At 33.8% G+C, this 13,842-nt stretch carries 11 protein-coding genes; 6 read left to right on the forward strand and 5 right to left on the reverse strand.

What is annotated here, in order from left to right:
• Position 1 precedes the first annotated feature (1 nt).
• Entirely contained in the window at positions 2–1,237 is a 1,236-nt protein-coding gene (gene rodA, locus E0I26_RS05500) for a rod shape-determining protein RodA (RefSeq protein ID WP_131915497.1), read from the forward strand.
• A 129-nt stretch (positions 1,238–1,366) separates the two neighbouring features.
• Here the strand turns inward: rodA and E0I26_RS05505 are convergent, their stop codons facing one another.
• Both E0I26_RS05505 and E0I26_RS05510 read right to left on the reverse strand, forming a co-directional pair.
• The gene (locus tag E0I26_RS05505; protein WP_131915498.1) at positions 1,367–2,224 is read right to left on the reverse strand and encodes a DNA/RNA non-specific endonuclease; all 858 of its coding nucleotides are present in this window, start codon (positions 2,222–2,224) and stop codon (positions 1,367–1,369) included.
• A 244-nt stretch (positions 2,225–2,468) separates the two neighbouring features.
• Positions 2,469–4,646, reverse strand: coding sequence for a carboxy terminal-processing peptidase (locus E0I26_RS05510; protein ID WP_131915499.1), 2,178 nt, complete (start codon positions 4,644–4,646; stop codon positions 2,469–2,471).
• A gap of 209 nt (positions 4,647–4,855) precedes the next feature.
• Here E0I26_RS05510 and surE point away from each other — a divergent pair, with 209 nt between their 5' ends.
• The 5 genes from surE to E0I26_RS05535 all read left to right on the forward strand — a co-directional run bounded on the left by surE (position 4,856) and on the right by E0I26_RS05535 (position 9,979).
• Positions 4,856–5,635: a 5'/3'-nucleotidase SurE gene (surE, locus tag E0I26_RS05515; protein WP_131915500.1), complete on the forward strand. Its 780-nt coding sequence runs from the start codon at positions 4,856–4,858 to the stop codon at positions 5,633–5,635.
• Positions 5,628–5,900: a hypothetical protein gene (locus tag E0I26_RS05520; RefSeq protein WP_131915501.1), complete on the forward strand. Its 273-nt coding sequence runs from the start codon at positions 5,628–5,630 to the stop codon at positions 5,898–5,900. The genes surE and E0I26_RS05520 overlap by 8 nt, the downstream gene beginning before the upstream one ends.
• 285 nt (positions 5,901–6,185) lie before the next feature.
• The gene (lpxB, locus tag E0I26_RS05525) at positions 6,186–7,298 is read left to right on the forward strand and encodes a lipid-A-disaccharide synthase (protein ID WP_131915502.1); all 1,113 of its coding nucleotides are present in this window, start codon (positions 6,186–6,188) and stop codon (positions 7,296–7,298) included.
• 47 nt (positions 7,299–7,345) lie between these two features.
• Complete coding sequence (locus E0I26_RS05530; RefSeq protein ID WP_131915503.1) at positions 7,346–7,867, forward strand: C40 family peptidase; 522 nt, start codon at positions 7,346–7,348, stop codon at positions 7,865–7,867.
• Between the two features lie 72 nt (positions 7,868–7,939).
• Positions 7,940–9,979 (forward strand): ComEC/Rec2 family competence protein, encoded by a 2,040-nt coding sequence (locus E0I26_RS05535; RefSeq protein ID WP_131915504.1) that lies wholly within the window; start codon positions 7,940–7,942, stop codon positions 9,977–9,979.
• Here the strand turns inward: E0I26_RS05535 and E0I26_RS05540 are convergent, their stop codons facing one another.
• The 3 genes from E0I26_RS05540 to E0I26_RS05550 are packed head-to-tail and all read right to left on the reverse strand — an operon-like array spanning position 9,980 to position 13,842.
• Positions 9,980–10,441, reverse strand: a complete 462-nt coding sequence (locus E0I26_RS05540) for a thioredoxin family protein (RefSeq protein ID WP_131915505.1) — start codon at positions 10,439–10,441, stop codon at positions 9,980–9,982.
• 46 nt (positions 10,442–10,487) lie between these two features.
• Positions 10,488–12,293 carry a peptide MFS transporter gene (locus tag E0I26_RS05545; RefSeq protein ID WP_131915506.1) on the reverse strand — a complete coding sequence of 602 codons (1,806 nt, stop codon included), beginning with the start codon at positions 12,291–12,293 and terminating at the stop codon, positions 10,488–10,490.
• A 4-nt stretch (positions 12,294–12,297) separates the two neighbouring features.
• Positions 12,298–13,842 (reverse strand): peptide MFS transporter, encoded by a 1,545-nt coding sequence (locus E0I26_RS05550; RefSeq protein ID WP_131915507.1) that lies wholly within the window; start codon positions 13,840–13,842, stop codon positions 12,298–12,300.

Raw genomic sequence — 13,842 nt, forward strand, 5'->3', positions numbered from 1 at the left:
GATGAAAAACCAAAGCATAACAAATAATATTGACTGGATAAGCATAATAATCTATGTTTTATTAGTTATTTTGGGTTGGCTAAATATCTATTCGTCTTCTTTATCTTCGATGGAAGACACTTATGAAAAACAGCTTATATTCATTGTATTAACCATTCCTTTAATATTCATCGTACTCTCTGTTGACGGTAAGTTTTATGAGAAATACGCCAGCATCATTTTTGGAATTTCCCTACTTACATTAGCAGGATTATTTTTATTTGGAAAAACCATAGCAGGTCAACGTTGCTGGTATGCGATAGGGAGTTTTACAATTCAACCTTCTGAATTTGCAAAAGCCGCCACAGCTTTGGCATTAGCCAAATATTTGAGTGATACCCAAATCAATTTAAAAGAAACAAATAGGCAAATACAAGCTCTTGCAATAATTCTTTTGCCTGTCATCCTGATACTTCCTCAACCCGACCCAGGAAGTGCTTTAATATACAGCATATTCATCATCGTTTTATACCGCGAAGGCTTACCTTCATGGTATGTTTGGACAGGATTTATTACCATACTTTTATTTGTATTAACGCTGATATTAGAGCCACAATATGTAATTCTTATAGGATTAGCAACCCTGATATTAGTTCATTTCAAATCAAGATTAGCCGATAGGAATATTATTTTAAGCAGTATGCTTTTTGTAGTTATTTCCGGATTTGTTTTATCTGTGAATTATGTCTTCGAAAATGTATTTAAGCAACATCACAGGGATCGTTTTAATATACTTTTGGGCAAAACAGTAGATCTAAAAGGAATCGGTTATAACACCAATCAATCAGAAATAGCCATTGGTTCTGGAGGCTGGTTAGGAAAAGGGTTTCTCGAAGGAACACAAACCAAAGGCGGATTCGTTCCGGAACAACATACTGATTATATATTTACAACAGTAGGTGAAGAATGGGGATTTGCAGGCTCATTAGTAGTTATCGCTCTTTTTGCAGGTTTATTTCTTAGAATAATATATCTGGCAGAAAGACAAAAAACAAAATTCAGCAGAGTTTATGGATATTGTGTTGCCGGGATTTTATTTACTCATTTCTTTGTAAACATAGCAATGGTTGTTGGTATTTTCCCAACAATAGGCGTGCCGCTACCTTTCTTTTCTTATGGAGGGTCTGGTCTTTGGGGCTTCACTATATTATTGTTTATATTTATAAAAATGGACGCCAATAAAGTAAACGAGTGGTAATTAAATAGGTTTTAAGTGTAGAGAACTTATTCTTGTTTCCGATTTTTTACCTCTTTAGGTTTTAATTATTTCATCGAGTTATGGCTTTGGTAAAACAGAAACCTTAAAAGCTTCCAATTCTAATCAAGGCTAATTAAAACTCCAATTTTTATAATCAGTTCTTTTTTCCAATTGATTTTCAATGTTGTCATTCAATTTAGGAAAGAAGTTAATTCCGGTCAATTTTTCGATATGATCAACAGACACCACAAAACTATATAATGGTTTATTACTTTCTGAATTGGGAACCAGAAAACCAATCATCTTCAAGTTCTTTCCAGAATCATCCAATAGAATTTTATAAAAAAACTCAGGAACAGAAACCTTCTCTTTTCCTATTGTCATTGATGAAGAGTTCAAAACTCCGCCTGTAATCACATAAATTCCATCATATTTTACAGCCCAATAGCGTACCTTTTGCTCTAATCTATTCCAAACTCCATTATTAAAATTACGCACTTGAGGAGAAATATTTGAAGTGAAAAAAGTTTCATTATACGCATCTAAAGCAAACTCCATATCACCTGCCGGACAAAGATGGCCTTTGTCATACCTGGTATTTTTATAATTTCTCCAATCAGCCGAACCTGTTTTTACTTTAGCATCCTCAATAAAAAAAGGACGCTTAAAATTATTGTTTTTAATATAATTTTTCTTCAATTCATAAGCTACCCACTCTGCTTGCTCATGAACTTCATTATACGATAACGTGTAATACTGGTGCTTCACAACTTGATTGGTGGTGGAAGTCGGCAAAAAATCAAACATTTCAGCTATCGATGTTTCAATATTTTCGGAACTATCAAACTGGTTTGTATTTGCTTTCAAGTAATATTTACTTCTCTCTTTGTTTGCCGAATTATCCGCTTCCAAATTCTTTTTACAGGAAGAAAAAAGAAATACGTTAAGAAGAACAAATATTAAAACTAATAATTTTCTATTTTCCATTTCTAAATTATTTATAAAAATCAGTACTACTCTTTACTATTTAAAACTTTAGACAGAATACATTTCTGATTTTGTTGTTTGATTGAATCTACAACAATCCAATACTTCTAATTGAGATTTCTGAACTGTATTCTCAAAAATCCTGACTAACCCAAACTAAAAACGCTCCAAAAATTCTTCTTGAATTTCTGGAGCGTTTTTAGTTACTAATGACTCTATGTTTTAGCTGTTAACAACTTGCTTATTAAGATTTTGCCAATTTATCCTTTTTTATTTTAACTGGAATATTTCTTTTCGAGATTGCTCTGGGTTGTAAATCATCCAAAACATTAATTGCCTCTTCCACATAAATATCTTTTGATAAAGCTTCATGCCACATATCTCTTTTTTCCTTCAACGAAACATCCTTACTCATCGCTTCTGTTTCATAAGGTAAAGAAGTAAATGTCAATGTGCTTTTGTAATTTACAATTGGCTTATATTTTTTAGCTTTCTCTTCAATTTGAGATTGAGCAATTTTAAATTTATCAATGTTCAAACTATAAACGTTCTCTTCGCTTCTACTATCAATCCACTTCGCATTTTCTTCGATTAATTGAAACTGTGGATTTGTACTAATTCTGTTTTTACTATTGACAATTGCCTGATTAAAGTTGGTATTATTATTCCAAACACTATAATCTGCCTGATCGATTTTATCCCAAGGCATTGCATTATCAATATCACGCTCTCCCATTTTTAAATAAGCATATCTGTCCGGCATAACAATATCGCTGCGCACACCTTCTAATTGGGTAGATCCGCCATTGATTCTATAAAATTTTTGTGTAGTGGTTTTAATGGCTCCTAAATCACCAATTGAACTGCTTCTTACGAACTGGTTTAAATCAATTACATTTTGAACCGTTCCTTTACCATAGGTTTGCTTACTTCCAATGATGATTCCTCTTTTATAATCCTGAATTGCAGCAGCAAGAATCTCTGAAGCCGAAGCGGAGAAACTATTCACCATAATTACTAAAGGACCATCCCATTCTATTTTTTTATCTCTGTCATAAAGAACCTCTTTTTGCAGACCGGCTGATTTAATCTGAACTATTGGACCTTGTTCAATAAACAATCCAGCAATGTCAACAACAGTCGATAAAGAACCTCCTCCGTCATCACGAACATCAAGAATAATACCGTTTACACCTGATTTTTTTAATCGGTCTACTTCTAAGGCAATATCTTTTCCTGCATCTCTTCCGTCTTTATTTTCAAAATCAATGTAGAATTTTGGCAAATAAATCACGCCGTATTTCAATCCGTTTTTGTTTACAATACTGGACTTCGCATACGTTTCTTCTATTTCAACAATATCTCTGATGATAGAAATAATCTTAATAGTTCCGTCCACTTTTTTTACAGTAAGACGAACTTCTGAACCTTTAGGCCCTTTAATTTTCTTCACAACATCATCCAAACGCATTCCAACAACATCTACCGCTTCTCCATTACCTTGAGCCACTTTCATGATTAAATCTCCAGCTTCTAGCTGTTTTCCTCTCCAAGCGGGACCACCGGAAATAAGTTCCGAAATTTCAGTAAGGTCGTTTTTCTTTTGTAAACGAGCTCCAATTCCTTCTAACTTACCGCTGATACTTACATCAAAACGCTCTTTTTCTTCCGCTGCGAAATAATTCGTGTGTGGATCAAAACGTGCTGTTATAGAATTTATATACACTGAGAACCAGTCGTTCCTATCTAAATCCTTAATAAAACCAAAGTATTCGTCTAATGATTTTGCAGAACTTTCTCTAGTCTCTTTTTCTAAAACCTCAAAAGATTTGATTTGATAAGTGGCATCATTTTTCTTTTTATCTTCTTCTAATTTTTGTTTGTCAACAAGAGAAGAAAGTGTCGATAATTTGATTTGCTTACGCCATTTATCACTAAGTTCAGACACATTCTTTGTATAAGGTGCTTTTTCATAATCAATATTGAAACTTTCGTCCACTGAATAGTCAAAAGGTTTACTCAAAACATCTTTATAAATCTTTTTACTTTCTTCCATACGCTTGATTAAACGCTCATATGTCAGATTGAAAAAAGTCAAATCCTTATTCAATAACTGATCATCTAATTGCAATTCAAATTTTGAAAATTCATCAATATCTGATTGCAGAAAGAATCGCTTAGACGGATCTAAAGCCTCGATATAATCTTTATAAATTCCTTTAGAGAACGTATCATCAATTGTAGCTGGACTGTAATGCCCTTTCTCTATAACAAACGTCAACAACTCTAAAAGCAATTTATCTTTTTCGGGATCAGATGATTTTGTTGCATTCATTTTAAACGCAAACAATGTCACCGAAATGCATACAACTAGAAGTAGTATTTTATAGTTTCTTTTCATAAAGTTAATAATAGTATTCATGAATCTTTTAATCGAAGTTACGGTAAAAACTATGCCAACAGTGGCAGGGCCTCCATAAATTTTTGTTAAAGATATAAAAATGTTCTTTTGTTTTAAGTTAAATGAATCAACATAACATATTTTTATCTTTTGTTTACACATTCCATTCTGTGTTACTACATTTGTCTTCAAAAGTATCAATAATCAATCCCTTTTTGCAACATAAAACAATGAAAAAAGACAGACCTTTAATTTTAATAACGAATGACGATGGTATTTCGGCACCCGGACTTAGAGCTTTAATTGCCGTTATGGCAGAAATAGGCGAGATTGTTGTAGTCGCTCCTGACAATCCTCAAAGTGCCATGGGACACGCCATTACCATAAACAGCACCTTGTATTTGAATAAAATTTCTAAAGAAAATGATCCCTTTATAGAATACAGTTGTTCTGGAACACCAGTAGATTGTGTAAAACTTGCTGTAAATGAAATTCTGAAACGAAAACCGGATTTATGTGTTTCCGGTGTCAATCACGGATCAAATTCTTCCATAAACGTAATTTACTCCGGGACAATGAGCGCCGCTGTTGAGGCGGGGATAGAAGGAATTCCTGCCATTGGGTTCTCTTTATTGGATTATGATTGGAATGCCAATTTTGACACTATAAAATCTTTTATTCGAAAAATTTCGTTAGAAGTTTTAGAAAATGGCCTGCCGGAAGGAGTTGTTTTGAATGTAAATTTTCCAAAATTAGAAGAAAAAGAAATTAAAGGGATCCGAATTTGTCGTCAAGCGAAAGCACTTTGGGTAGAGAAATTTGACAAAAGAAAAACACCTCAAGGAAGAGATTACTACTGGCTTGCCGGAGAATTTGTAAATCAAGACAAAGGCGAAGACACAGATGAATGGGCTTTGCAAAATGGATACATATCCGTCGTTCCTGTTCAATTTGACTTGACGGCGCATCATGCGGTACAACAACTTAACACCTGGAAATGGAATGACTAAAACAGACTTGTTTATCGGATTTTTAATTGGATTTGCCACTACGCTTCTTGGGAGTTATATTTTCATAACTTTTTTCACTGAATTTAATTTCGTTGCCGGGATTCAAATTATGAAATCACAAGGGAATTTGGGCAAAATTATAACATTGGGTTCTATTCTTACTTTGGCAGCATTTGGTGTTTTACTAAAAATGAACAAAGAACCAATGGCTCGCGGCGTGGTTTTAGCAGTGATAATAATGGCAATTCTCACTATGTTTATTTAAGAAATGTTATTAGTTTACATGATTACCCGTAACTAATACCAACTAATTATTTCAGCCACAAATTACACGAATTACCCCGAATTCTTATTTTAATTTTTAAAAAATTAGTGAAAATTTGTGTAATTCGTGGCTAACTTTTCCAAAGAGTTTGCGTCCTGTAAATTTAGTCCGCTTTGCGGATAGTCATATTAGTTTATCTTTGCAAATTGAAAATACAGATTATTTAAAATAAATATGATTTTATACGTTTGAAATCCAAATTTATAAACTCCTAATCAAGAAAGCATGAAATATTATATTATAGCGGGTGAAGCTTCAGGCGATTTGCATGGTTCAAATTTGATGAAAGAACTGTATAAAAAAGATCCAAATGCTGACATCCGATTTTGGGGTGGAGATTTGATGAAAAATGTTGGCGGCACTTTAGTCAAACACTATCGAGAATTGGCATTTATGGGTTTCATCGAAGTAATTTTCAATTTAAAAACTATTTTGAATAACATCAAAATATGCAAAAAAGACATTCTTGAATTTCAGCCCGATGTTCTTATTTTCATAGATTATCCCGGTTTTAATTTGCGCATTGCAAAATGGGCCAAAGCGTTAGGCATGAAAACACACTATTATATTTCCCCTCAAATCTGGGCTTGGAAAGAAAGCCGAATTACCGATATCAAACACGACATTGATAAAATGTACGTGATTTTACCTTTCGAAAAACAATTCTACGAGGACAAACATCATTTCCCGGTTGAGTTTGTGGGGCATCCGCTGATTGACGCTATTCACAACCAACCCGCAGTTGATCCAATACTTTTTAGAAAAGAAAATCAATTAGACGAAAAACCAATTATCGCTATTTTACCAGGCAGCAGAAAACAGGAAATCACTAAAATGCTATCTGTAATGTTGAGCGTTGTAAATGATTTTCCCGACTATCAATTTGTAATCGCTGGTGCTCCGAGTCAGGAATTCTCTTTTTATAAAAATTTCATTTCTCATGAAAATATAAAATTCATCTCCAATAAAACTTATGATTTATTGCGAAATTCAACAGCCGCATTAGTTACTTCAGGAACTGCAACACTGGAGACGGCACTTTTTAAAGTTCCGGAAGTAGTCTGTTACAAAGGCAGCTGGGCTTCCTACCAAATTGCGAAACGAATCATTACACTTAAATACATCTCATTAGTAAACTTGATAATGGATGAAGAAGTGGTCACCGAATTGATTCAAGAGCAATGTACCACAAAACGCATTAGTGAAGAACTAAAAAAAATCCTGGAATCCAATCATCGCAATACGCTTTTAGAAAAATATGCGTTATTAGAAGAGAAATTAGGTGGCATTGGCGCCAGCAAAAAAACCGCTGAATTCATCGTATCTGATTTACAGTAATTTACAGATAATTTGTAAATATTAAAATTCATCAAAAATATATTCTTTTGAAACATTTCGCATTCCTACTATTGATTCTTGTTTTTTTTACGGCTTGTAAATCGACTTCTCCAATAGTCACTTCTAAAAAGTCAGACACAAAAAAAGAGAAACTAACGAAATCCGACAAAAGAAAAACAAATCATCTGGCAGAAGAACTAATTGATGCAGCAGCTGAAAATCTTGGAGTAAAATATAAACATGGAGGCACAACAAAAGCAGGTTTTGATTGTTCCGGTTTGATGTATACTATTTTTGACTCTAACAATATAACCCTTCCACGCAACTCTTATCAACAGTCAAAAATAGGTGTTGTTATAAATCCCGAACGCGAACAGGCACAAAAAGGAGACTTAATATTTTTCAAAACCAACAAAAATTCACAAATAAATCACGTTGGAATCGTCATTGAGGTCAATGATGATGAGATAAAATTCATTCATTCCTCTACTTCAAAAGGAGTAATTATTTCCTCGACAAAAGAACCGTATTATAAAAACTCATTGGTACAATTGAATCGGGTGTTATAGACAACCAAAAACACTTCGTTACTCTACAAAAAAACAAAGTTGTTTCTTACTAAAAATGCGTACTTTAGATACATGAAAGTACTCCAATTTCCTTTAGCGAGAATAACAATTGGATTTATTTCAGGAATCCTTCTTGCTTATTACTTTCCTCCAACACCATCCTTACTCTTTATTTTACTTTTCATATCCATCAGTATTTTTGGAGCATTGTATTTTTTATTCAAAAATAAAAGCAGGAATGTTTTCTATTTTGGCTTGACAACTTATCTACTATCTTTTCTTATTGGAATTTCGACCCAAGTAATTCACATTGATCATTTTCAAAAAAGCAATTACATCCACAATAAAGCTATTTTTGAACAACCCCATTCCATTTCCATAATCATTCGTGAAAAACTAAAAAACTCTCCGTTTAGTGACCGCTACATTGCCATTATAAATCGTATAAATGAGAAAAAACAAACTGGAAGAATCATTTTAAACCTTCAAAAGGACAGCTTGCATCATGAATTCGAGATTGGGACACCTTTACTTATTGAGGGAGTTTTATCTAAAAATAGACCTCCTAATAATCCAAACCAATTTGATTACAGCAAATACCTCGAAAACAAACAAATCTATGCGCAACTGTATGCTGATGTTGATGAAATCAAAATTGGTTCTGAAATAGAGAAAAATATCTGGTATTATTCCTCTAAATTAAGGACAAGAATTATTCATAATTTAGAAAAAAATAATTTCCATAAAACTGAATTAAATGTCGCTATTGCTTTAATAATGGGACAACAGCAGGATATTTCACCAGAAATTATTCGGGATTATCAATATGCCGGAGCGGTACATATTTTATCAGTCTCAGGACTGCACATTGGTTTCATTTTAATTTTTGTCACCTTTATGCTAAAACCTATTCCTAACACTAAACGCGGCTCATTCATAAAATTACTTATCATTATTCTCTCTTTATTCACTTTCGGAATCATTGCCGGTTTAGCACCTTCGGTAGTGCGTTCCGTAACTATGTTTTCGTTTGTTGCCATTGGAAATCATTTACGAAGAAGTGTCAATATTTACCACACTTTATTGGTTTCCATCTTACTGATTCTACTTTTTGAGCCTTCTTTTTTATTTGACGTTGGCTTCCAGTTAAGCTATCTGGCCTTATTTTTCATTATTTGGTTGCAACCGCTTTTAGTCTCAATTTGGTCGCCTAAAAATAGGGTTTTAAAATATTTTGGGGGCATTCTCACTCTTTCGTTTGCCGCACAAATAGGCACTTTACCCTTGAGTATCTATTATTTCCATCAATTTCCGGGCTTATTTTTTGTGACCAATTTAATTATCATTCCGATACTGAGCATCATTATGATTTTGGGTGTTTTGGTCATGCTTTTAGCTGCATTTAATAGCATTCCAATCTTCCTTTCACAACTATTAGAATGGAGCATTTATTTCTTGAATAAAATCATTAATACAATTGCGTCTTTGGAACAATTTATAATACAAGATATTCCATTGCATTTTTATCTGTTGCTTAGCAGTTATTTAGTAATTATAACTGCTATCATTTGGCTAAAGAAACCAAGTTTTAATACGTTAATAATGACTCTAGTTTCAATTATCATTGTACAAATTTCATCTCTGAGTATTCAATGGAACATTCAAAACGAACAAGAATGGATTGTTTTCAACATCAGAAGAAACACATTGTTTGCAGAGCGAAACGGGAAAAACATAACGGTCTACGCCAATGATAGTATTTTGAAAACCGCTCAAAGAAACAATGCTTTAAAGTCGTATCGAGTGGAGAATTTAAGCACTCTGAAAGAGAAAAAAGGACTACAAAACCTTTTTTATTTTAATGGAAAAAAGATTTTCATTTTAGACAGTTCCGGCGTTTTCCCAAAAAATGTAAATCCGGATGTCATCATACTGACTCAATCTCCTAAAATAAATTTTGATCGCTTGTTGCAGACAACTAAACCAAAGATGGTCGTAGCGGATGCCTCTAATTACAAAACTATTCAAAAACAGTGGAAAGCGACTTGTATGAAACAAAAAATCCCTTTTCACGCTACGAGTGAAAAGGGATATTATAAATTGAATGACTAATTATTTCTTCTGTAGAAATCCATTTGCAACAGCTAACCATGCAGATGGTCCACCAGCAACGTAACCTGTACTTCCTAAACCTTCAAAATTCACTTTACCCTCTTTGGCTGTACCATTGGCAAAGTGGATTGTAGGAAATCCTTGAATTCCAAAAGCTTGTTGCAATTCCTCGTTTTGTTTTTTAATCTCAGGAGTCTGTGCTGCTCTTCTAGGATAATCCAATTCAACTAAAACCACATTTTTTTTGGCCCAAGCAGCAAATTCTGGTGTTTTTAAAACCTCTTTTTGCAACCTGATACACCAACCGCACCAGTCGCTTCCCGTAAAAAACAACAACATTGGTTTTTTAGTCTTATTAGAAACTTCCATAGCCTTAGTGACATTGGTTTCCCAAACTAATTCTTGTGCTTCAACGGCAAATGAACCTGCAAACAATACTAAAGCAACTATTATTTTCTTCATATTTATAATTTTTAATTATTGATAAATCAAAAATGATGCCTATAAATTATCGAACACCATGCATTAATTTCTTAATTACCGGTCCCATCAAAATAGAAAATAAAGCCACCACAATAGATATTATGGCTAACATCCAGAAGAAATAACTCAATCCATGCTCATTGGCAATTTTATCAATATTTTCCCCAAACATACCAGCTCCTTTCATTCCTATTGCAACTGCAAGATACCAAACTCCAAACATAAATGCAATCATTCTTGCAGGAACTAATTTACTCACATAAGATAATCCTACAGGAGAAATACACAATTCAGCCATAGTATGGAAAAGATAGACCAAAATTAACCAAATCATACTTACTGAAGCTGTTTTTGCACCTGCCTCGATTCCGTTTGCACCAAAAGCGACACAAGCCATACCAAGTGCTAATAATCCCATACCAATTCCGTATTTTAAATTAGCTGAAGGATTGTATTTACTTTCCCACCATTTTGAAAATAATGGCGCTAATGAAATAATGAACAATGAATTTAATGTAGAAAACCAAGTTGCAGGAACTTCAGTCAATGCAGTAGTCACTTTATCAATTTTTAACGCCTGCAAAGTATCATCTGACAATGATAAATATCCTGCAGTGTAATAGTCTTTAGCCAACATCCATATTGCTATTGTCCAAATAATCACAAAACTCACACTTAGAATAACATTTGCAATAGCATAAAGTTTAAAAGTTTGTTTGAATAATAAGATCAATACCCAAGTGATAATCACTAATGGTAAAATAGTAATCAATGAATTCATCACTAAGAATACTACACTCCAATTACCTGTTAAAACTCGATCCGTATAATCATTCGCAAAAATGGTTAAACTGTTTGGAGATTGTTCGAAAATAGCCCAAAAGAAAATAGTTAGAAACGCGAAGAATGTAACTGCTATTAATTTTTCCTTGGTAATTTTAGAATATTGAGTAAATCTATAAATCAACAATATAATAAATACAACCAGTGCTGAAACTATAGCAATAGAATTACCATTCGCTCCTAAGAAAGAAAAAATATTTACTTTACCTCCAGATATTTTTGAAGCTGGATCATTCAAAAGCCACAACAAAGCTACTAATGATGAAAATGCAATAGCTACTAATTGTATTGGTGAAAAAGGATTTCTTTTATCCGTATCCAAAGCTTCTGCTTTCGCTTTGCTTTCTTTGTTTGGTTTTAAACCAATATCTCCAAAGATATTTTGAGACAACCAAAACTGTAACATTCCAAAGAACATAAAAATTCCGGCTAAACCAAAACCGTAAGTCCACCCCACTTTTTCTCCTAAATAACCACAAAGTAAAATACCAAAGAAAGCCCCGGCATTTACACCCATGTAGAACAAAGTATAAGCACCATCTTTTTTCTCAGGACGGTCTTTGTACATTTCAGATACGATTGATGTCATGTTTGGCTTGAAAAAACCATTCCCAAAAACCAACAATACTAATCCTAAATAAATAGAAAATTCTGTTTCAACAGCCATAGAAGCATGTCCTAAAGTCATCAAGCTTGCGCCGACAACAACAGCCCATCTAAAACCAATTACTTTATCGGCAAAATAACCGCCTAACATTGTGGATAAATAAACCAAACCTACGTAGGATCCAAATAACGCAGAAGCATTTTCACGAGTCCATTCCCAACCACCATCTGTAAAGGAAGCGGTTAAAAATAATATTAATAAAGAACGCATTCCGTAGAATGAAAAACGTTCCCACATCTCTGTGAAAAACAAAACGAATAGTCCCGCAGGATGTCCTAAAACGGTACTCTTAAAAAATTGATCTGTAGTATTCTGACTCATATAATTAGTTGTTTAATTCTTTATCTACTCCGTGCATTAATTTTTTTATTACTGGCGAAAGTGCCAATAGAACAATTCCAAAACCAAGTCCAGTATAAAATAGGTATTCAAAAAGTACTAAGTAACTCTGTTTTGCTAAATTTAAATCGGGTGCTGTACCATTTGAAGTATCGACAGAAGCTATATTAGCTAAAATGGAAGCAATAAATTCGGAACTGGCTGTTGCCAAAAACCAAACGCCCATCATGAACCCAACGATTTTTACCGGAGACAATTTGGTAACTGCTGAAAGTCCAACAGGCGACAGGCATAATTCTCCACAAGTATGTAAAAAGTAGGTAAGAATTAACCAAATCATGGCTACTTTCCCCATCCCTGACAAACTAATTCCTAAAACTAAAGACCCAAAACCTAAACCTACCAACAACAATGCTATTGAAAATTTCACTGCAGTATTTGGATTGTATTTCCCTAGCTTTACCCACAACCACGCAAAAACCGGTGCTAATAAAATTATAAACAATGCATTAAAACTCAAAAATTGGCTAGCGGTTATGGTATATCCAAAAACTGTTCTGTCTAAAATGCGGTCTGCAAATAAATTTAATGAAGTATACGCTTGTTCAAATAATGCCCAAAAGATAATCGTAAAAACAATCAAAATGGTTAAAGCCATTAATTGCTCTCTTGCTTTTTTATCCAATTGCGTAACGGCATAATAGACAATATAAATAAACGAAACTGCTCCAGCAAACATCAAGGAATAGGAAACCACTTCATGACGTTGCACCATTTGCCAAAAAATCAATGCCGAAGAAGCACTTAGCAAATAAATTAGCCATTCGTTCTTTATCCCGAACGATCTTTTCTCCAAAATTTCAGGCACGGAAGTTTCCCCTTTCCCCATTAATAATTTCCTTCCGGAAATAAAAGTCAATAGTCCAAAAAACATTCCGATACCGGCTGCTGCAAAACCATAACTCCATCCATAAGTTTCTCCAAGCCAACCACAAATTAATGTAGCCATAAAAGATCCCAAGTTGATTCCCATGTAAAACAAAGTGAATCCAGAATCTCTTCTTTTATCGCCCGTTTCATATAATTCTCCCACTAATGAAGAGATATTAGCTTTTAGAAAACCGACACCGACAATTATTAAGGATAATGAAAAGTAAAATATTTGCAAGGCGGTTTCGTCCCGTGTAATTTCGCCAGTAATGGATTCAGTTGCGGCATTCCCTTCATAAGCCATTCCTAAATGACCCAAAACAAGCATAATACCTCCAAAAACAATCGCTTTTCTAAATCCCAGATAGCGATCAGCTATAAAACCGCCTAAAACTGGCACTGCATACACCAAAGCAGCGTAGCTTCCAATCAGTAAATTCCCTGAGGTATCCGAAAACAAATGGTACTTTGTCAGATAAAAAATCAACAAGGCTTTCATTCCATAAAATGAAAAGCGTTCCCACATTTCGGTAAAAAACAATATAAAAAGCGCCCTTGGATGTCCAAAAAATTCTTTCTTATTCAATGAGTCGTTTGTCAT

The organism is Flavobacterium rhamnosiphilum, assembly GCF_004349195.1.
Classification (GTDB): domain Bacteria; phylum Bacteroidota; class Bacteroidia; order Flavobacteriales; family Flavobacteriaceae; genus Flavobacterium; species Flavobacterium rhamnosiphilum.

Excerpts from the sequence above, each read along its gene's own strand:
- rodA (WP_131915497.1), top strand. The coding sequence starts at position 2 with ATGAAAAACCAAAGCATAACAAATAATATTGACTGGATAAGCATAATA.
- E0I26_RS05505 (WP_131915498.1), bottom strand. The coding sequence starts at position 2,224 with ATGGAAAATAGAAAATTATTAGTTTTAATATTTGTTCTTCTTAACGTA.
- E0I26_RS05510 (WP_131915499.1), bottom strand. The coding sequence starts at position 4,646 with ATGAATACTATTATTAACTTTATGAAAAGAAACTATAAAATACTACTT.
- surE (WP_131915500.1), top strand. The coding sequence starts at position 4,856 with ATGAAAAAAGACAGACCTTTAATTTTAATAACGAATGACGATGGTATT.
- E0I26_RS05520 (WP_131915501.1), top strand. The coding sequence starts at position 5,628 with ATGACTAAAACAGACTTGTTTATCGGATTTTTAATTGGATTTGCCACT.
- lpxB (WP_131915502.1), top strand. The coding sequence starts at position 6,186 with ATGAAATATTATATTATAGCGGGTGAAGCTTCAGGCGATTTGCATGGT.
- E0I26_RS05535 (WP_131915504.1), top strand. The coding sequence starts at position 7,940 with ATGAAAGTACTCCAATTTCCTTTAGCGAGAATAACAATTGGATTTATT.
- E0I26_RS05540 (WP_131915505.1), bottom strand. The coding sequence starts at position 10,441 with ATGAAGAAAATAATAGTTGCTTTAGTATTGTTTGCAGGTTCATTTGCC.
- E0I26_RS05545 (WP_131915506.1), bottom strand. The coding sequence starts at position 12,293 with ATGAGTCAGAATACTACAGATCAATTTTTTAAGAGTACCGTTTTAGGA.
- E0I26_RS05550 (WP_131915507.1), bottom strand. The coding sequence starts at position 13,842 with ATGACAAACGACTCATTGAATAAGAAAGAATTTTTTGGACATCCAAGG.